Annotated in this window: 19 protein-coding genes; all 19 read right to left on the reverse strand. The window is 58.7% G+C overall.

Annotation, left to right across the window (positions count from 1 at the left end; all coding sequences use genetic code 11):
• Positions 1-15: 15 nt before the first annotated feature.
• Complete coding sequence (locus tag HZB29_09705; GenBank protein MBI5815870.1) at positions 16-252, reverse strand: CDGSH iron-sulfur domain-containing protein; 237 nt, start codon at positions 250-252, stop codon at positions 16-18.
• A 44-nt stretch (positions 253-296) separates the two neighbouring features.
• Positions 297-1,064 carry a prepilin peptidase gene (locus HZB29_09710; GenBank protein ID MBI5815871.1) on the reverse strand — a complete coding sequence of 256 codons (768 nt, stop codon included), beginning with the start codon at positions 1,062-1,064 and terminating at the stop codon, positions 297-299.
• On the reverse strand, positions 1,061-1,558 hold the full coding sequence (locus tag HZB29_09715; protein ID MBI5815872.1) for a regulatory protein RecX: 498 nt from the start codon (positions 1,556-1,558) through the stop codon (positions 1,061-1,063). The genes HZB29_09710 and HZB29_09715 overlap by 4 nt, the downstream gene beginning before the upstream one ends.
• Positions 1,559-1,883: 325 nt before the next feature.
• Positions 1,884-2,924: a recombinase RecA gene (gene recA / locus HZB29_09720; GenBank protein ID MBI5815873.1), complete on the reverse strand. Its 1,041-nt coding sequence runs from the start codon at positions 2,922-2,924 to the stop codon at positions 1,884-1,886.
• A 347-nt stretch (positions 2,925-3,271) separates the two neighbouring features.
• Positions 3,272-4,042 carry a DNA adenine methylase gene (locus tag HZB29_09725; protein ID MBI5815874.1) on the reverse strand — a complete coding sequence of 257 codons (771 nt, stop codon included), beginning with the start codon at positions 4,040-4,042 and terminating at the stop codon, positions 3,272-3,274.
• A gap of 127 nt (positions 4,043-4,169) precedes the next feature.
• Positions 4,170-5,177: a DNA/RNA non-specific endonuclease gene (locus HZB29_09730; GenBank protein MBI5815875.1), complete on the reverse strand. Its 1,008-nt coding sequence runs from the start codon at positions 5,175-5,177 to the stop codon at positions 4,170-4,172.
• A 109-nt stretch (positions 5,178-5,286) separates the two neighbouring features.
• Positions 5,287-5,568 carry a hypothetical protein gene (locus HZB29_09735; GenBank protein MBI5815876.1) on the reverse strand — a complete coding sequence of 94 codons (282 nt, stop codon included), beginning with the start codon at positions 5,566-5,568 and terminating at the stop codon, positions 5,287-5,289.
• A gap of 46 nt (positions 5,569-5,614) precedes the next feature.
• Positions 5,615-6,094 carry a hypothetical protein gene (locus tag HZB29_09740; GenBank protein MBI5815877.1) on the reverse strand — a complete coding sequence of 160 codons (480 nt, stop codon included), beginning with the start codon at positions 6,092-6,094 and terminating at the stop codon, positions 5,615-5,617.
• A complete protein-coding gene (locus HZB29_09745) occupies positions 6,091-6,279 on the reverse strand; it encodes a hypothetical protein (GenBank protein ID MBI5815878.1) in 189 nt (62 codons plus the stop codon). Before HZB29_09745 ends, HZB29_09740 begins: the two co-directional genes overlap by 4 nt.
• Positions 6,272-6,655, reverse strand: a complete 384-nt coding sequence (locus HZB29_09750) for a hypothetical protein (protein MBI5815879.1) — start codon at positions 6,653-6,655, stop codon at positions 6,272-6,274. The genes HZB29_09745 and HZB29_09750 overlap by 8 nt, the downstream gene beginning before the upstream one ends.
• Before the next feature lie 199 nt (positions 6,656-6,854).
• Positions 6,855-7,406, reverse strand: a complete 552-nt coding sequence (locus HZB29_09755) for a hypothetical protein (protein MBI5815880.1) — start codon at positions 7,404-7,406, stop codon at positions 6,855-6,857.
• Position 7,407: 1 nt separating this feature from the next.
• Positions 7,408-8,079, reverse strand: coding sequence for a hypothetical protein (locus tag HZB29_09760; GenBank protein MBI5815881.1), 672 nt, complete (start codon positions 8,077-8,079; stop codon positions 7,408-7,410).
• Positions 8,080-8,087: 8 nt separating this feature from the next.
• Positions 8,088-9,269, reverse strand: coding sequence for a hypothetical protein (locus HZB29_09765; protein ID MBI5815882.1), 1,182 nt, complete (start codon positions 9,267-9,269; stop codon positions 8,088-8,090).
• Positions 9,270-9,282: 13 nt separating this feature from the next.
• Positions 9,283-10,179, reverse strand: coding sequence for a hypothetical protein (locus HZB29_09770; GenBank protein ID MBI5815883.1), 897 nt, complete (start codon positions 10,177-10,179; stop codon positions 9,283-9,285).
• On the reverse strand, positions 10,176-11,375 hold the full coding sequence (locus tag HZB29_09775) for a hypothetical protein (GenBank protein ID MBI5815884.1): 1,200 nt from the start codon (positions 11,373-11,375) through the stop codon (positions 10,176-10,178). The genes HZB29_09770 and HZB29_09775 overlap by 4 nt, the downstream gene beginning before the upstream one ends.
• Positions 11,376-15,842, reverse strand: a complete 4,467-nt coding sequence (locus HZB29_09780; GenBank protein MBI5815885.1) for a phage tail tape measure protein — start codon at positions 15,840-15,842, stop codon at positions 11,376-11,378.
• A complete protein-coding gene (locus HZB29_09785; protein ID MBI5815886.1) occupies positions 15,835-16,050 on the reverse strand; it encodes a hypothetical protein in 216 nt (71 codons plus the stop codon). The genes HZB29_09780 and HZB29_09785 overlap by 8 nt, the downstream gene beginning before the upstream one ends.
• Positions 16,051-16,097: 47 nt before the next feature.
• On the reverse strand, positions 16,098-16,802 hold the full coding sequence (locus HZB29_09790) for a hypothetical protein (protein ID MBI5815887.1): 705 nt from the start codon (positions 16,800-16,802) through the stop codon (positions 16,098-16,100).
• A 36-nt stretch (positions 16,803-16,838) separates the two neighbouring features.
• Positions 16,839-18,221: a hypothetical protein gene (locus HZB29_09795; GenBank protein ID MBI5815888.1), complete on the reverse strand. Its 1,383-nt coding sequence runs from the start codon at positions 18,219-18,221 to the stop codon at positions 16,839-16,841.

Consider the following 18,221-nt stretch of genomic DNA (forward strand, 5'->3'; position numbering starts at 1 on the left):
GAAAGCTGTTGGCTGTTAAAGGCTTTTATGGACGCCGTCGCAAAACGGCGGGTTCTTGGTATGTTTGCACATGCATAGCGCCGATTTTTTCTTTTCCGCCACGTTGAATTTCATGGGAGCCATGCCAATGGCCTTGTGCGCCCCGTCGCAGAAAGGCTGCTTGGCGGAATGGCCGCAGGCGCACCACCAGTAGTCCCCCGGCTCAAGCTCCATGACCACCGGTTTTTTGTCCGCTATTTTAGGATCGCTCATTTTATTCTCCCCCGCAAATGAATGGCGTTGATTGTCTTTACATATTACATGACCGCAGTCAAATAGGCTTCCGTAATGATATCCCCCAATAATAGCGAGACGAGGGCTCCCAGCGCAAGGAAGGGGCCGAATGGAATCCGGTCTTTCCTCCCCTTGCCAAGGAAGATGATGGCTCCGACGCCGGTGACGGCGCCAGCCGCCGAGCCGAGGATTATGGTCAGCAACGCCAGTTTCCAGCCAAGGAAGGCGCCGATGGCCGCCATCAGTTTTATGTCGCCCCCCCCCATCCCGCCGGGGTATAAAGCGGCCACGGTGAAAAAGAGACCGCCGCCGACAAGCGCGCCGGCCAGCGACCCGGTGAGGCCGAGGGGAAGAAAGAAGGAAGCAGCAAGCCCCAAAACCAAACCTCCGACGCTAAGCTCGTCGGGTATTATCTGAAAATCAAGATCAATGAAAGTTATCGCGACAAGTCCCCACGCCATCGTCAGGTATAAAAGAGTGTGGATGTGCAATCCATAGCGTTGGACGACGGCCATGGTGAGAATGGCCGTGAAAAGCTCCACAAACATGTAGCGGGGGGGAATAATGGCGCCGCAGTCCCGGCAAAGCCCGCGCAGGACAAACCAGCTTATAACAGGTATATTGTCAAACCACCGCACAGGCGAGCCGCACTCCGGGCAACGGCTTGCGGGACGCACCACGGAAAGATTCATCGGCAGGCGGTATATCACCACGTTGAGAAAGCTCCCCACGCTGGCGCCGGCGATGAACACATACGCCCAAAAGAGCCACTCATTCACGTCACCGGTCATCTTCCGCCACCCGCCAGTTCTTTCCAGCCATTAAATACCACCCTGCGGGCAATTTCCATGGAGAAGCCGCGCCGGACAAGGTGGTCGAACACCTTGCGTCTGGCCGAACCGGCCTCCACCTTTTTCGCGATTGTCCTGAATTTTTTCATCGCCGCCTTTTGCGCCACCTGAAACTGGTCTTCCGGCCCGCCGAAAATACCGGCCACCACGGAGTTTACCAGATCGCCCGCAAAACCTTTGCGGGAAAGTTCGGCGGCAAGCTTCGCTGGGCCGATTTTCATCCGCTCCACCCGGGCGGAGGCGTATGCTTTGCAATATTTGGCGTCGTCCAGATAGCCGAGGTTCTGGAGCTTTTGGACTGTCGCGGCGATTTCGTCTTTTTCATAGCCTTTGCGTTCGAGCTTGGCATTTATTTCATGGACGCAATGGGCGCGGCGGCCAAGAAGCTTGAAAGCGAAAGTAATGCAGGATAGGGATGAAGGTTTGCCCCGCATAAAGTTCCATTAGAATAAGGGATACTTTCCACTCATGGAGGGGAGGGAAAGTTAATCTACAGAAATCTAATAAAAAGATGCATTAAGAAAATAAAATATAAAAAGGACCACACGGCCCTCTTTAACGAAGGCGCTTCGGTCCGCGCCGCTTTTTGGAGGCGCCCCGGGCGCGGAGGAGTGAGCCGTACAGATTTGATCTGCGTCCCATCTTGCGATACAGTCAATTCAACTTCTTTGACAAACATCGCCGAAAACCCATCCAACACAACTTCAATTTTATGCTGTGCCATGGTGCGCCTCCCCGGATGCTGATAGTGTCAAATGGTCATTTTTCCTCGGCCGCCGCCGCCACCCTGTGCCTTTCCAGAATCGGCAACCCGAGCTTTTCGCGCAGTTTGTTTTCCAGTTCCCCGGCGGTTTCCGGATAGTCGCGGAAGAATTTCTTCGAGTTCTCGCGTCCCTGCCCGATCCGCTCTTCATTATAAGAGAACCACGCGCCCGACTTCTGGACCATCCCGTGCAGCACGCCCAGGTCCACAAGGTCACCCTCGCGGGAAATCCCTTCGCCGAACACCATGTCCACCTCCGCTTCGCGGAACGGCGGGGCCACCTTGTTTTTCACCACTTTAACCTTCACCCGGTTGCCGATAGGTTCGTTCGCCTCCTTAATGGTGGCGATGCGGCGGATGTCTATCCGGACGGAGGCATAGAATTTCAATGCGTTGCCGCCTGTCGTTGTCTCCGGATTGCCGAACATTACACCGATTTTCTGGCGTATCTGGTTGATAAATATAAGGCAAGTCTTCGATTTGGATATTATGGCGGTCAACTTGCGCAAAGCCTGGCTCATCAGCCGCGCCTGGAGCCCCATCTGCGGGTCTCCCATTTCCCCTTCAAGCTCCGATTTGGGGACCAAGGCAGCCACCGAGTCTATGACGATAACGTCCACCGCGCCGGAACGGATGAGCGTTTCGGCGATTTCCAGCGCCTGTTCGCCAGTGTCCGGCTGTGAAATCAACAGGTTATCGATGTCCACTCCCACGTTACGGGCATATGTGGGGTCGAAAGCGTGCTCTGCGTCTATAAAAGCGGCGTTGCCGCCGTTGCGTTGGGCCTCGGCGATGACATGCAGGGTCAACGTGGTCTTGCCCGAAGATTCCGGGCCATAAATCTCCACCACCCGCCCACGGGGGAGGCCTCCGATGCCGAGGGCGTAATCCACGGAGAGCGAGCCGGTGGAAATGGCCTCAATCGGCTCGGAATGGCCGTCACCCAGGCGCATCACGGCGCCTTTGCCGAACTGTTTTTCGATTTGGGACAGGGCGTTTTGCAGAGCTTTTTGTTTTTCCCCGGATTCCTTGGCCATTGTTTTAATCCTTATCGTAAGGTTTCAATCATGGGCTCATTATACCCATGCGGAGTCAAATGTAAACGAAAAAAATACGAAAATGCAAAATTTCTTTTTTTGCGGTTAAAAACTAAGCCTTGGCGGGGGTGACATTGCTGGAAACGGTTTATCGCTCGTCCTTTATGCGTAACACAAGGGATCCGGGGTGACCGCCCTTGCGGGCTACAACACCCCGGACTAAGGCGGCATGTCCAAAACCGAGGGCGAAAATCGGGATAACTCACTTATCTCAATTTTCCACCTGATGGAATTTTATTCCACAAGAATCATGCCACGAGACGCGGGCGCGGACAAGGGCGCGACTCTTACCAGTTGTGGATTATAAGCTCCCGTCGGGCCGCCGCCAGGCCTTTGTACGATCCTACGGTATAGTTGATCGGCACGGATTTCATCGCCAGCCCCTCGAAGGCCGTCCGCATCTCCGGCATATCGCTCACGCTGATCACGCATTTCCCCTGTATCCTTTTTGCCGAGTCCGCCAGCGCCCGGTAATCATCAAGTGTCAGGTTCATCCCGTAAAAACCCTTGTCCACCTTATAGTACGGCGGGTCCATATAGAAAAGTGTGTGCGGCCGGTCATATTTCTCCACGCACGTTTTCCAGTCAAGGTTTTCGACCGTGCCCCTGGCCAGCCGCAAATGAGCCTGGCTAAGTTCCTCCTCGATCCGCAACAGATTGAGTTTTGACGGTGAGGTGGTTGAATAGCCGAAATTCTGTTTCCCCACCTTCCCGCCGAAGCTGGTCTTCTGCAGATAGTAAAACCGCGCTGCCCGTTGGATGTCCGTCAGTGTCTCCGGCTTCGACATTTTGAGCCAGTCATACATCGTCCGGCTCACCAGCGCCCATTTGAACTGCTTGCAGAATTCCTCCAGATGGTGCTGCACCACGCGATACAGGTTGACGAGTTCCTTGTTGATATCGTTGAGCACCTCCACCTTCGCAGGCTCTTTTAAAAAGAAAAGCGCGCCAGCCCCAGCGAAAACTTCTACATAGCATTTATGGTTGGGATAGATTGGGAGGATGCGATTAGCGAGGCGGGCTTTGCCGCCCACCCACGCGAAAAACGGTTTTGCCATGATAACGGGCTCCGATTCAGGGGGTTGATATGGTAGGCTTATATCGCTTTTGTCTGCCTGATCCGTGGTGTCCGTTATCACGGGTTGGGTTGCCTGTGGCCGCGTTACCGCGCGGTCACAGGCGCTTTTACGACCATAGTTTGTGTGTGTCCACCTCCGGGATGTCCGGACGGAATTTCAGCCCCGTCCGGTGTTCGATCCCGGCCAAGGTACATATATATGACTCCAGCGGCTTGAACCGGCTCCGGTTGGGGATCACCAGCGCCAGGGTTTCGTTCTGGCCGGGGGCATATATCACTTTGAAAAACGCGAACGGCACAGCCACCCGGCTTTTGCCGATGTGCTTTGGCCGATGCCCATAAATTGGCCCGGTTATCACATAAAGTTCGCTCCGGCTGGCCGCCCACCCCCGCACAGTTCCTTCCAGTTCCGCCCACAATTTGCGGTTGAGGTTCGGGCGTTGAGGAGCCATGTTGCTCATGTAGAAGCTTTCCACCATTGCCTTTTTGCTCCAGTGAAAATCAGCGGAGGGGGCCTGGTGCCCGCGATCATACCGGCTCCGCGTGTAATCGGCCGGCGTCGCCCGTCTCCCCGGCGCAAGGTCCGGATCGGTGATGAATGTGTTGGTGCGCGGGTATCTGTCCGACATGATGTGCTCCGCCGTCAAATGCTCCGCCACCCAGTCCGGCGTTTTGCGATCCGGATTGTGCATGGCGAAATAGCCCGTCCGGCAAAGCGCGTCGCCGTTCTTGCTCGGTGTCACCACCGCCAGGTGTTCGGCGCAGTCCTCAAAAGCGTCCGCGTTGGCCATCACCGGGGCAAGCGTCCACATCACGGCGGATGCGGTGAACGCCACGATTAACAGATTGGCTTTGTCGCTCACGCTCCGTGTGTCCAGCGCGTGGCGCAACGTGCCCGCCGCGAAAAATCCAGCCACCGTTTCCAGATAAGCCGGAAGCGCCCCGGACAATAGATCGGTTGTTCCCACCGTTCCGTTTATCCACGGCAGCAACTGACTGTTGAGAAACGCCGCTGTGGTGACGCAGATGCCAGCGGCGGCGGTGATATAGGTTTTGTACCCGGCGGCCCACCCGCGGAGTTCGAAGATGAACTTGGCCACTTTTATAATATTCATAGCCTGAAAAGTCTCCTCACAAAGGTTGTGATTTTTTTGAGCGGAAGGACAAGTGCAGGGGTGCGGACGGTCTCCGGCCGCGTGTCCCTGCGCGTGTCATCGTCCCCCATTATTTTTTCTTCGTTGTGGCCGTGGCCGCTTCCCGCTTCCACTTCCCCCGGTTATTCGCCGCCACCAGGTAGTTGATGCCCATCACCGCCAACGGTTTCACCGTCGTCCAGGGTATCTCCGGCGGGAATATCCCGGCGGTCATCGCGGCGGTTTCCAATATCGCCAGCGACGCGCCCTGTTTGTCCTGGGAGGTGGTCTTTTCGTCCGAAAGCTTTTCCACGTTGCCGATCACCTCGGGAATCAGCGGCAGTAAGGCCGCCAGTATGGCCAATGCGTTCATGTCGTTTTTCCTTTCTGGAATAATAATATGGTCTTTTCCTTCGTCCTTAAAATAAAGCCGTCGCCACCACCTCGTTGCTCTTCAACCCATATGCGGACACATAAAATCGGTGTTCGCCGATTTCCGCGAGTGGCTGATAAGAATATGAGCCGGTGGTGTTTGTCATATTGACTATCCCCAGCAGGAAGAAGTCCGTCGCCGACGGGGGCTGCACCCATATCTCCACCGGCGCGTTTGCCCCCGCCACCAGCGCGGGATAGAACCATGTCAGCTCGATGGACGTGGTGAACGTGGTCGCCACGCCGGCATCCGTCACCGTCAACGTGGGGGCCGTGGCCGACAGTGTGATGGCGGTGGCCGATGATGTCCCCCCGCCGCCGGTGATATTCTGGGAGTCGCTGATGGGCGCGTTGGTGTGGCTGGAATTGTCCACCACCGGTCCGCAGGCGTGGATAATCAGGGCGGCGGCAATGGCGCAAAAGCCCGGCCCGATCATCGTAGTGGTGAACCTTGTCAGTTTTTTCATTTTACTTTTCCCTCCTGTTTTTTGACCCCATCCTTGCTCGTTTCCTCGCTGCTGGATGGAATGTCCTGCCCCAGCGCCCCGCTGGCCCGCATCGTGAATGCGCAGCCGGTCACCATCCCGGCGGTGATCCAGATGGACGCGATCAACGCCGCCATCAGCACGGCTCCGACAATTTTCTTAACCATTAGCCTTTTCTCCTATGCCGTTTTCAGTTTGTATTCCCAACGTCAGCCCGGCGAGAGCCGCCAGCGCGGATTTGTATTTTGTGATCCCGTTCAGCCCGCCGTTGACAAGCCGCCGTTGCCTTTCCGGAGTGAGCGCTGTAAATACTCCCCGCCGACGCAGATACACCACAAGGATTTCGGCGGCGGTGGACGGGTCCAGCGCCAGGCCGGGGTTGCCCACAAGGTCAACGCCGAGCCGCGCGCCGAAATCCTGATAGTTAGCGTGCCCGGTGATCTGGATGAACCCTCGGCCACGGTATTTATATCCATCGCCGGGCGCCGTGTTCCCAAGGTCTTTTCGTCCGTCGTACTTATTAAAATATGCCGGCGCTCCCATCTCTGTAATCGGGAGGAACACGGGGACTTCCGTGGCGATGGTGGCCAGCGCTATGCAGGTTGATTTTTCTCCGTCACAGCCATGCTTCACCAGCGCGGCGCATATCGCCGGCCAGTTTTTCTCCACATTGGCAAGCGGGACTTTCAGCGATCCTGCGATAAGTTCCGCTGTCAGCGCCTCGGCGAATGTTTTTTTTCCATCAGAATTTAAACCTAAATACTTCCCCGTAGTATTTGCACCGCCCTTCCATGAAATCGGACGGATAGGTCAGCTGCGCGGGTTTGTCGCTCGGGTCAATCCCCGCCGCCTGATCCCCCAGGCTTTGGTATTGCGAACAGATCACCGATGTGATGCCCGGATCGTCCACCATGACCGCCGGGATTTTTAAACGCTCTTTCCACCAGATTTTATTGATTGTGGAATAGCCATATTCTTTTCCGAGAAGGTCGAGCATGGCCGTGACGTATTTGTCACCATTAAATTGCGGCGTGAACGCTGCGCCGATCCTGTGGACGGAAATATATTTGTATCCCTCGTGGGCCATCAGCGACAGTGGCCGAAGTGTTGCCCCTTGTGAGATCGCCTCAAACTCCATCACACGGCCGTGCGTCACCCACACTCCGGCGATGTGGGAGTATGGCGAATCGGTGATCGCCTCAATCCTGCGGGACACCAGGTTCACCCCGGCGCACAAAAGCTTGTCGCCGGTCTGCAGTTGATCCCGGATGTCCGCGTACTTTTGGATTTTCATTTTAGCGCCCAAGCTCCTCTTGTATTTTCTTGCGCCCTTTCGATGGCGCGGGCCACGGCTTAGCGCGCTCGGCCTCCACCGCTTCTGGCGTTGTTGCCGCCTCGATCCTCGCCGCGCGTGTGTTGCTCTCCGCCAGCACCGGGGTGGAGTTTTCCAAATGTTTCAGCGCGTAGGGGAGGTCCCGCTTGAGCGCCTGGGGGACTCCCATGATTGGTGTCCATTTTGTTTTGAACGCGCCGATGGCGCTTTTTGTGGCGGAGGAATTAGGGTCGGTGGCGATGGCGTCCATCACCCCCTGCATGTCCGCAAGCATCTCGCCGAGCACGCCGTAGAGCGTGGTCACCGCGTCCCACGTGGGGTGGATGTCCTCCCTGCCGATGATCCCCGCCACCGCCGTTTCGCGTTCGCGTTGCGCCGCCGCCTTCAGCAGCGGGAGCAATTCCGCGTCCGGCTTCCGGCGGATCGCGGCGGACGCAAAATCATATTTGTAGTGGTCCAGCGCCTCCGTGATCGCGGCGGGGTTCACATTCACCACCGTCACGTCCACCGAGTCAGTGGAATATTTTCCCTCACCGACAGAAAGAATTTCGCCAGTCGATGCGTCCACGCGTCCTTGCGCGGCGTATGCGCTGGACGTGGAAAGAATAATTAAAAGGGCCATTGTTGTTTTCATCGCGTCTCCTAAAGATTGTCGACCCACCCGATGACATACAGATAGAGATTGTCCGTGCCGGAGGCTCTCTTGTAATAATGCTGGCCGGAGGTGTTCAGCGGGATTTGAATCACTCCGAAATACGAGATGATGCTTTGAATAAAAGTGTCCGTGGCGCCGTCAAGGGAAAACGTGAAATAGCCGGTGGACGTGGCGCCGCCGGTCTGGAATTGTACAGTTATCAGCCGCGAGGTGGGTGGCGCGATGGGCGTCAGCAGTGTGTATGTGGTCGCCGTCCCGGCGGACAAATATACGCCGGTATTGAACGCGTGGGTGGTACGAACCGTATTGTCAGTCTGCAGTGTACGCCAGAAATTGGACGAAGCGTCGTTGTAAATCGCCCCAACGCGTCGTTTGTACGTATAGCCGGATGGCATCGCGGGCGCGGTGGAGGACGTGGACAGGAGCGAGGCCACAGTGCCGTCCGCTTTCCCGATGATCCAGATGTAATACCATGTGGATGCCGCTTCGCTTCCCGTGTCCCTCCCGTTCGCGCCGGCGGCGGTGATGTCCGCAGTGACGGCGACTGAATGATAATTTTTGTAATACGTCCCGTCGTCCAGTGTGATTTCGGACGCGGAAATGCCCATCTGGTAGGAGGGATTTGTGGTGTTGTTGGCTATCAACAGCCCCGAATATCCCCCGCCCACAGTGTTCCCCAGCGTCGCAGAGCGCGGCGTCACCATGCTCACCGACACGCTTGTTATCGGGTCCGACAGCGTGGCGGGTGTGGCGTTGTCGGTGTATTGGACGATATTCCCCAGGGTCACCGTGGTCACTCCGCCGACCGTGGATGTCCCAGTCACCACACCGATCGCCTGGACGGACTGTGTCACCCACGCTTTCCGCCCGGTCTCAAAATACGCCGCCAGTGATGAGTTCACCGAGAGCTGCGTGGTGGAAACGTAAGTCACCGTGGAGGTGACGGATTGCCACGGTGTGGCCGTTGCCGTCGCCTTCAGTGTCCCGTCCGGATTCGCGAAGGAGGAATTGAAGTCAGCGAGCTTTTTGAACGAGTCCTCGATCTTTGGCCCCCAGCTTCCTTCCCCGGTCTTCGGCAACGTGAGTTTGGGGGTGGAGCCGTAATCGTAAGCCCCGGCAAGGGACCCCGCCGCCAGTGCGGCGATGATAAACGTTAGAATCCTTTTCATGTTTGTGCTCTCCTTAGCTCGCTGGAAGTGTCGGTTGCTCTTTTAGCGTCAGAGCGAAATCGTTTAAGTTGTTCGCCGGGCGCGTCAGGCCGGAATATTTAAGCGTCCCGTATAGCGTTGTCCACGGCGAGTTGACTTCGTCATCTGGATGAAATGCCACAAAGCACGGCGTGGTCTCGCCCAAAATCATGAACATGTGTGACAGGCTCCACATCTCCGCCGTGGGGTAGCCTTTGACATTCGCGGACATCTCGACGTACCTCACGCCCGGCCGCGTGGTCTTAATCCCCCCGCCCGTGGTGCGTTCGGCCTGTGTCGTGTCCACCGGGGTGTGGCTCCAGCCGTCGGTGATATTGCGCGCCAGCTCCACCACGGAGCACAGCCCTACTATGCCGATGGAGATGTACCCGTCGCCCAGTGGATCGTTGATCTGTATCTGCCAGTACTCATATGCCTGTACTTCCGCGAAAAACAGGATGAACACCGGGCGCCACCAGCGGGATGTGGAGGGGCTGATATATCCCCCCATCGCATTATCGCCGAAAAGCCCGGCTCCGAAGCTGCCAGCCGGGGGATACGCGGGGATTTCGCCTGTGTCATACTTTGCGTTTGTCCAATCCGCCGCCACGTCGTTCCCCCACGCGCGGATAGTGGCGTTCACCGAGTAGCCGATGCCGCGCATCGGTTCACCGCCACACACGGCCAGCGCGGCCACGGACGGCACGCCGTTAAGCCGGATATTCAGCGTCATCGTGGTCCCGGCCACTTTGCAAAGTTTTGTCCGCGCCGGATTTTTTAGGTTGGCCGCATCATAGCCGGAGAGCGGAGCCGGGGCGCACGTTGCGCTCACAGCCTGCAGGGTGTGGTTCGTCGGCAATATCCGCGTTCGTTTCAGCGTGGCGATAGTCATACTATCCCCGGCCCCCCAAGGTCCGTCCACAGCGCAATCTTCACGCCGCCCACGGTGTTAGGGTCCTCTTCGATCTCGATGATCCGGTGGTATTGCGGCGGGATACCCGGCAGGTTTTTGTCCCCGGCCGGCATCTTCACCGTCTGCCCGATGTTGGCGGAACAAAAGCGGAAATCCGATATCGTCCCGATCTGCGCGTGTTCGTGGCAAAGCAAGGTTAGCCGCGCCGTTGCCAGGCTGGTTGCGTCCGTCACGTTGGTGATCCCCGCGTCCACGCCGGAGCCGTCCTGCGCCGTCGGCCACCACGGATCGGATGTGAGAACGTTCGCGGTCTTCGTCACACTGGACGCGCCGGCGTTATATTTCACGGTCTGCTTGCGGAATACGGGGGTGATAAGTTTCATCCCCGGCCACGCAAACACGTCGTTCGGATCGCTCAAATCGTAATCGGCGGCGGGGGTCCCGGTAAGGTCGGCGAACTGTTCGATCACAAAAAGCCCCGTGCGGTCAAACCCGTACCATGAATGCGTGTCCGCCAGCAGCGCGTCCAGCACGCTCCATATATCTCCGTCGCTGTAAGAGCCGGTGACGGTGAAAGCGCCCGGTTTTCCGCTTGCGGTCCATGCGTTCCATTTTGCTGTGTCATAGCCCGCCGGATATGCCACCCCGGCGGCCGTTAAGGCATTTTTTACCAGCGTGCCCAGGTTTGCGGCGGTGTATGAGTATGCGGCAAGCCGCGCCGCTTCCGCCTCTTCCACCGCCGCGTCGGTGATGTTCAGGGTCAGTGTTTTCGCGTCGGAAAAATCCGCGTCCTGCACGCGCGCCGTCAAAAATTGCACCGCGTCCTCCGGCGCCAGGCGAGGGTATGTGATCCATCCATTCAGTTTTTTCCCGCGCAGGGTCACGGTGTGGTCGCCGATTGCGGCGTCAAACTCACCCGCGTCGGCGATCTTGATCGAGCCGAGCGTCACCACCACCCGCCCGGAATATATGTCGCGGATGGAGCGCTTTATCGTGGGGAATCCCCCTTCGGCGATCAGGTCCGCGTGATACGGCTCCGATGCTCCGGCGGCGAACCCAATGGGAAAGTGTGCGCCGTCGGACGAAAAATACATCCCCACTTCCGGCATCTGGAAAACGAATATGGGCCGGGCGGAAACGCTGGCGGCGGCGGCGAGCCAGTTCGCGGTCGGCATTTACGCGGGCCTCCTGTAGATGCCTTTGTCCGAGATGACCCGCGCCCCGCGTTCGCTTTCGCGTTGTATTGTTTTCATCACCGCGTCGGCGATCTCTTGCGCGCTCTGCCCCGGAGCCGCGTTGATAGTGAAACTCAACGTCTGGCTTGAATTCACCGTCTGGCTGTTTTGTGCCGGGTTACCGGAGGCTGTGGGGAGATAGCCGGTTTTCATCGCGCCCCACACGCCGGAAGAGACCGCGTTGCGCCACGTCGCGGCGTCATTTGCGGTGAGCACCGATTCGCCATAGTGCAGGTTGTACGGTTTGTCATCGGCGGGGACAAACCATTCCCCGCTGGCGGCGGAAGCCACCGGCGGCGAATACGTGATTGCGACGCCAACGCCGGACGGAAGCGCCGCCAAGGCGGAGTTCAGGGCGGACACTTTGCCGGTGGTGATGTCCGCCTGGCTTGCCGTGGCGCCAAGGCTTGTGGTATAGCCGTCAAACTGTTTGCTCGCCGCGTCCGCCTGCTTGCCGGAGGTCTCCGTGGCCGCGCCCGTGTCCGTGGCGGCGGTGGTTGCGTCAGTGGCCGCCGCTCCGGTGGCGCCGCTGATATTCGCCAGGACGTTCTCGTAATTTTTCGCCGATTCGTTCAGCGCGGCGTATTGCGTCTGCAACTCGGTGATCTTGTCGATCCCCAGGTTGGGGTCCTGCAGTTGGTCCTGTATATCTTTTTGCTGGGCCTGGATGTCCGTCAACGCAGACCACGCCTGGCTTGCCGTCTGCACCTGTTCGGCGGAGAACATGGTGTTGTTGTTTAAAATGTCCTGCGCCAGCGTCAGCCCGTTGGACGCTTCTGTCAGCCCGCTCATGCGGGAGTCCACCACCGCCAGGGAATTTATCAGCGTGTCGAACGCGCTGATGGCGCTGTTGACGTTCACCGTGTCCTGGTTTAACGCCGTGGCCAGGCTCACCGCGTCCGTCGCCGCCTGGGCGGAGGCTTGCCCCGTCAGCCCTATTTCGATGGCAAGATCGGCGGACTGCGCGGCCAGCGCCGCCATCTGCGCGCGCCCTTCCTCCGTGGCCGGATTGAGCTCCGTGGCCAGGGACGCGGCTGATTGCAACGCGGCGCTTGTCCACTCGCTCCCCGCCTGTCCGGCGCCGGTCATCGCCTCGGCGAAATCGAGCGTCGTTGTTATCGTGTCCCCGAGGGCCTTGTTGGCCTGATCGGAAGCGAGGCCGTAATCCTGCACGGCCGTCCCGGCCGCGTAATAGCTGTCGGACACGGTCTGCCATTGCGCGTCGAGATGATCCGTAAGCCCGGTGGTTTGTATTATCCGGTCGTTGATATCATCGAACGACTGGAGCACAAACGCGGCGCCTTCTTTGTTGCCTGACTGCGATTGCGAGGAGAACAGCCCGCCGATCTGCGCCAGCCCGGCGGAGCCTTGTGATTCCAGCGCGGATGTGCCGTAAACGGTCTGCGGGGCGTTGTCCACGCCGCCGCCGAATCCGGGCCCTGATAAATATCCAATCACTCCGCCAAGAACCGCTCCGGCGATGGTCCCCACTACCGGCACCACAGAACCCACCGCAGCCCCGGCGGCGGCTCCGCCGAGCATCGATGATCCTTGAGTTATATCTTGATTCGCGCCCATCTGCCCGGCCAGATATTGCCCGGCATACGATCCCGCCGCGCCCACCCCCGCATAGCCAGCGGCGGAGCCGTAAATGCTGGCGTCCCCGCCCACACCGATGAGCCCTTGGAACGTGTCGGCCCCACCGGCGGCGTCACCGAACAGCGTGGTGGACAGACCGGAGAATGATGTGGGAATGACCGTGGTGGTGGAGCCATTGGCGGACGATGATCCGCCGCTTATCGCGGATGTGATGGAGCCCAGAGCGCCGCCGCCGGCGCTTGTAAATCCGAGGCTCGCGGCGATGTTGAGTGTGATGGCGTTGGCCGCCATTTCCGCCGCGATATTTTTGAACACATCCAGCAGGCTTTGCAGGTCCAGTTTTCCGCTCTCAATCGCGGACTTGATGTTGTCCCGGATATTCGTCCACGCGGTCTCGTTGAGTTTCTGGATCGAGGCGGCGTTAAGCTCAAACGATTTCCAGAAATCATCCTGTTTTTTCTGCGCGGCGGCGACAGCCTCTTCCACCGTCTTCATCCCGGATTTATAGGTGTCCGCCCCTTTTTTGATGATGAGTTCCTGCTTCGCGGCGGAATCCTCGGCCAGCGCGATCCGCGCCTCGTCGGAAAGGGCCGCGTCTTTCAGCTTTTCCGCCAGCGCCGCCACTTCCTTGTCCAGCTCGTAGGATATCCGGGCGTCCACATATGCCTTGTACGCCTCCGAATAGTTTTTTACATCCTCCAGCCGCAGGGTGTTGGCCTCCGCGTCCTTTTTCAGTTTTTCCGCCTGCAGGTTCAGGTCGTATTGCGCCGCGTCCAGCGCCAGCGTCTTCGTTTCCATCGCGGACGCTTCCACCACTTTCGCGGACGCGGCGGCCAGTTCATTTTTCTTGTTTGTGTATTCAGTGTCGATCAGCGCTTTGGCGGTGGCGTTCCCTTTGTATTTGTCCATATCCCGCTGGTATTCCGTCTCCAGCTTTTTGAAAGGATCCGTTTCGGCGGCGAGCGTCAAATCCGTGATGATGCCCTTTATCTTTTTCGCCGCGTCCGCATATGCCTCCGCCTTTAGCTGGGCGCTGGCTCCGGCCGTTTCCAGATTTTTTTTAAGCTCCAGGTTTATTTTTTCAAACTCGGAGGCGAGGGATGATTGAAGTGATTGATCCAGAGCTTTTTGAGCGGGGAGAAGTTTTGATCTCCAGTCGTATTCCTGTTTGAGCGCCGCCACGTTTTTTAGCGCCGCCTGCGCGGCGGTTTCTTTTACGGCGGCGGCTTTTTCTTCCGAAACGATTCCTAGCTGAACCAAAGACGCAAGGCTTTTATGGACGGCGCCTTCCTCGGCCATCGCCTGGACTTTTTCACGGATTTTTTTCGTGTTTGTCGCCTTGGCAATCGCAAGATTTTCCTCGGCCACGCGGGCGGTTTCCGTCGCGTTAAACCACTCATTTATTGCATAGATCGCGGCGCCCACCACCACTGGCAATAACACTATCTCGGCAATACAGGCCGCCACGGCGGCGGAGGTGACTGTTGTGGCCGTTCCAGCGGCGGTTACAGCCGCGCCATAGCCATACATGCTTGCCGCCGCCGCTTCAGCGGCGGTCATCCCGCGCATGGAGATCACAAGATCGGATACGTACCCCGCGGCCTTGGCCACGGAGGGGCCAAACTTGAGGACGGCTCCGGTCGCCACGCCGACGCCGATGGCCAGCGCCGCGCCTTGGGTCACCGCCGCGCGTTCGCCGCTGTCCAATTCGTTGAACGCGTCCAGCGCGGACTTTACTGCGGTGACCGTGCCCTTAAAACTGGTCTGCAACCCTTCGCCGATATTGGTGGCGGCCACCTTGGCGGAGGCGGCCATTTTGTCGAACATCTCTTTGGCCGATGCGTCCACCTCCTTGTTAGCCTTGGCCACCTCCCCGGCGCTGTCTTTCACTTTGGCCAGCGCGGCGGCATACTCCTGCGCGCCATTTCTGGACAGGACCATCGCCATGTTCACGGCGTTTTGATCGGTCAATAGCCGTTGCAGGCCGGTCTGCGTGCCGCCTGTGGCGTTCATCACCGCCTGCAATACTTTGGCGAGCCCCTCATTTTCTATGGCGGATTGGGCGCTGTCATATCCAAGATTTTGATATACCGTGGAAAGTTCACCGCCGCCGCGTGTGAGAGAATCAATCAGGCTCCGCACCCCTATGAGGGCCTTTTGCGTATTACCAAGCGTTTGAGAGCCAACAGAAACCGCCGCGAACATTTCGGCGGTGGACACGCCGGCGTTGTGCATTTCAGTGGCCATCACCCCCAATGACCTGCCCAGGTCCCCCACGGACAGCTTCCCCTCGCGGACGGAGGCAAACAGCTGATCGGAAACATCCGTGGCTTTAGACGCCGGGATGCCGTATGCGTTGAGGACCGTGGAAAGTGTGTCCACCGAGGTGACCATATCCAGCGCGCTTACACTGGACAGATCAGCCGCCGTTTTCAAATATCCCATCATGTCAGCCGCCCCCACGCCGGAACGGTTTGCGGCGTAGAATCCTGCAGTGAGTGCGTCAAGCGGTTGGCCGGTCTCGGTGGAGAGTTTCAGAATCCCGGACTTGAATTCGGATATCCGGGCTTTTGCATCGTCAGATAGAACGGCGACGGAGATCAGCTTCCTTTCGTAGTCCGCAAAGCCCATAGCGGCTGACTCGGCAAAGGATGCTAGTTGGCTGCCCGCGATAAATGCGGCGGTGGTATGCCCCATCTCCGACAATGTGGAGGTAAGGCTTTCCACGTTCGCGGAGAGGCGTTTTAGCGCGCTCTCCGCGCTGTCCGCGTCCGCCGTGACAGTCAGTTTCGTCGTCAGATCAGCCATTGCCCTCTCCGTCCTTACGCCGCTGTCGGGAAATTTCCATCGCCACCCTCGCTATCAGCACGATTTTTTCCAGCGTTCCCCCGCCGTCGTCTATCTCCCGGCTTGCCAGCGCCGCCTGCGCCGCTTCCAGCCGGAACGTCCCGCTGAACCGGTCCCACAGCAGCTCGCCGAACTTCGTCCATATCTCCCACGCCTCCATGTTTTCCACGCGGAGCCGGGGGCTGGACCACTCGCAGTTTTCGCATGCTTCCTCTTTCAGCCACTCGAAGAGTCGTTCGGCGCGGTCTGCGGGGATGGCTCCGAGGCTTCCGCCGGGGGCGGCGGAGTCTGCCCGGTGGATGTCAACGCATTCTTCGCAGGTGGGGCCGCGCCCGCCGAGGTGGTATTCGGCGAACCTTTTAAGTTTCCCAGCTCCGCCTCCGACTTTGTGCGGTTGTACGCAACGATATTGTTCACCGCGAAAATCATCAGCCTGCGGATGTTGTCATTCCGGTCCATCAGATGCACCAGCAGATCGGTGGAAAATTCCACCACCGCCTCCTGCGGCTGGGTGGCGAACCCGTCCATATAGTCCGTGTCGGCGATAAAGGAGAGATACAGCCGGGCGACGCCGTCATCTGATATGCGCCGATCCTGCGCGGCCTCCACATACGATGCGTATATTTTGTTTTCCGCGTTCGCCAGCGCAAGGTCCTGCGCCGCCTGGAGCAACAGGCGCTCGTTGAAGAGATCCTCGATCTCCGGCGCGGATTTTCCCGCAAGGTCTTTCCAGATTGAAACCGGCGCGGCCTCGCTCATCTTTTTCGCGGCGGCCAGGCGCTTCCTAAGTTCCCCCGGCGGCGGGAGGACCACGGTTATCACCACGTTGTCTGTCCACGGGATGTCCGCCTTTATCTCGCCGCGTTTGAACATCGCGATAACTTCCGCGCCGGTCAGCCGCTTATGCCCGTTCACTCCCATTTTCCCGCCCTCCGTATTTTATGGTTGCTGGTAATTTTAGAATCGCGCGATGCGCCACGCCTCGTTGATCACGTCGTTCCCGCTCGCGTCCACGCTGCGCCCAATGGCAAATTCCAGGTCGTGCTTCAGCGTTTTTCCGCTGGTGTCCAGTTTCGTTTTCAGCGAACACTTGTTCGCATAAAACACCAGGCCGTGGGCGTTGTCCGAAGTGGCAATCACGCAGATGACGCTGAACGTCACATCTTTCCCGGCGTTCACCACGCGGGTGTAGTCCGGCTGGTGGAATATGGTCTTGACCGTGATCTTGCCAGTTTTTTTGTCCACGTCCACGTCGCTAGGTCCGTCATAGCCGCTTTCGTCGGTGAACTGGGAAAGCCCCGTGTTCATCTCGAACGCGAAGTTGAGCGCATGGGCAGTCACGGCGTCCGTGGCGCCCGGCTCCAGCATCCGGATGGTCATGGATTTTCCCTGGGCCACGGTCTTGATCGTCGCCGGAAGCGCGGGCCAGTATGGTGTTATCTCCGTGCCAATGGCATGTGTTGCCACTCCCACGTTGGACCGCATGATGGTCACCTCCCCGGTGGTCTCGTTGACGGCGGTGACCAGATCATTTTTTTCCGCGCCGATATTGATCCTCATCCCCACCGCGAGGAACCCTTTGTGTTCCGGGGTGAACGACGCGCTGGCGCTGGCCACGCTTGTGTTGATCGCGGTGGCAAGCCGCGTGGCCTGCATCGTGGTCACATACCCGGCCTCGCCGCTGGCGGTCATTTTCGCCAGCTCTTTTCCGGGGACATCCAATTTGAAGCTGCCCACCGTGCAGCCGTCCGCGCGCATGGCCATCAGGTCCCGGTATGCGTGGCGCACCATCGTTTTGTACGCCGTGTCCAGCGGATATTGTTTGAGTTGTTTTATCGCCGTGCCGTTGCCCGGCGCGGCGGAAAGGGGCGGGTCCACCGTGACGGAGCTTGCGCCGGCCGCGCGGACGGACACGGCCTCCATCCCGATCATTATTATGTCCCCAAGCAACAGCCCGTGCGCCGCGCCCACGTTTAGCGTGGTTTTTGTGGACCCGGCCAGTGTGGTCACCCCGGCGGGGGTGAGGTACGGCGCGCCGAGCATGGCGCACTCGATCAGGTCGTCAAAGCTCGCCTTCGTCGCCGGGCCGGAGGCCAGCCCGATGAGTGATTCCGCCGTCCACTTCGCGGGATTGAGTTTTCCTTTAAAAGGGGAGTTGGCCACGCCGTCCGGCACGCTTTCCTTGTTTTCCAGGTCTGCCCGTTCCTGCAGGTCTATGGTGGTGGCGTCCAGCGCGTGTTCGATGGTGGCGTTGTTTATGTCCCCGCCGATTGCGTAGGCGGACTCGATCTGCGAGGCGAACGATTTGTAAGCGGAGGAGAGAGCGCGTGAGATTGTCAT

This window comes from Nitrospinota bacterium, from assembly GCA_016235255.1.
GTDB lineage: Bacteria > Nitrospinota_A > UBA7883 > UBA7883 > JACRLM01 > JACRLM01.

Excerpts from the sequence above, each read along its gene's own strand:
- HZB29_09745 (MBI5815878.1), bottom strand. The coding sequence starts at position 6,279 with ATGGTTAAGAAAATTGTCGGAGCCGTGCTGATGGCGGCGTTGATCGCG.
- HZB29_09760 (MBI5815881.1), bottom strand. The coding sequence starts at position 8,079 with ATGAAAACAACAATGGCCCTTTTAATTATTCTTTCCACGTCCAGCGCA.
- HZB29_09740 (MBI5815877.1), bottom strand. The coding sequence starts at position 6,094 with ATGAAAAAACTGACAAGGTTCACCACTACGATGATCGGGCCGGGCTTT.
- HZB29_09795 (MBI5815888.1), bottom strand. The coding sequence starts at position 18,221 with ATGACAATCTCACGCGCTCTCTCCTCCGCTTACAAATCGTTCGCCTCG.
- HZB29_09735 (MBI5815876.1), bottom strand. The coding sequence starts at position 5,568 with ATGAACGCATTGGCCATACTGGCGGCCTTACTGCCGCTGATTCCCGAG.
- recA (MBI5815873.1), bottom strand. The coding sequence starts at position 2,924 with ATGGCCAAGGAATCCGGGGAAAAACAAAAAGCTCTGCAAAACGCCCTG.
- HZB29_09750 (MBI5815879.1), bottom strand. The coding sequence starts at position 6,655 with ATGGGAGCGCCGGCATATTTTAATAAGTACGACGGACGAAAAGACCTT.
- HZB29_09715 (MBI5815872.1), bottom strand. The coding sequence starts at position 1,558 with ATGCGGGGCAAACCTTCATCCCTATCCTGCATTACTTTCGCTTTCAAG.
- HZB29_09705 (MBI5815870.1), bottom strand. The coding sequence starts at position 252 with ATGAGCGATCCTAAAATAGCGGACAAAAAACCGGTGGTCATGGAGCTT.
- HZB29_09730 (MBI5815875.1), bottom strand. The coding sequence starts at position 5,177 with ATGAATATTATAAAAGTGGCCAAGTTCATCTTCGAACTCCGCGGGTGG.
- HZB29_09765 (MBI5815882.1), bottom strand. The coding sequence starts at position 9,269 with ATGAAAAGGATTCTAACGTTTATCATCGCCGCACTGGCGGCGGGGTCC.
- HZB29_09775 (MBI5815884.1), bottom strand. The coding sequence starts at position 11,375 with ATGCCGACCGCGAACTGGCTCGCCGCCGCCGCCAGCGTTTCCGCCCGG.
- HZB29_09790 (MBI5815887.1), bottom strand. The coding sequence starts at position 16,802 with ATGGGAGTGAACGGGCATAAGCGGCTGACCGGCGCGGAAGTTATCGCG.
- HZB29_09755 (MBI5815880.1), bottom strand. The coding sequence starts at position 7,406 with ATGAAAATCCAAAAGTACGCGGACATCCGGGATCAACTGCAGACCGGC.
- HZB29_09710 (MBI5815871.1), bottom strand. The coding sequence starts at position 1,064 with ATGACCGGTGACGTGAATGAGTGGCTCTTTTGGGCGTATGTGTTCATC.
- HZB29_09780 (MBI5815885.1), bottom strand. The coding sequence starts at position 15,842 with ATGGCTGATCTGACGACGAAACTGACTGTCACGGCGGACGCGGACAGC.
- HZB29_09725 (MBI5815874.1), bottom strand. The coding sequence starts at position 4,042 with ATGGCAAAACCGTTTTTCGCGTGGGTGGGCGGCAAAGCCCGCCTCGCT.
- HZB29_09770 (MBI5815883.1), bottom strand. The coding sequence starts at position 10,179 with ATGACTATCGCCACGCTGAAACGAACGCGGATATTGCCGACGAACCAC.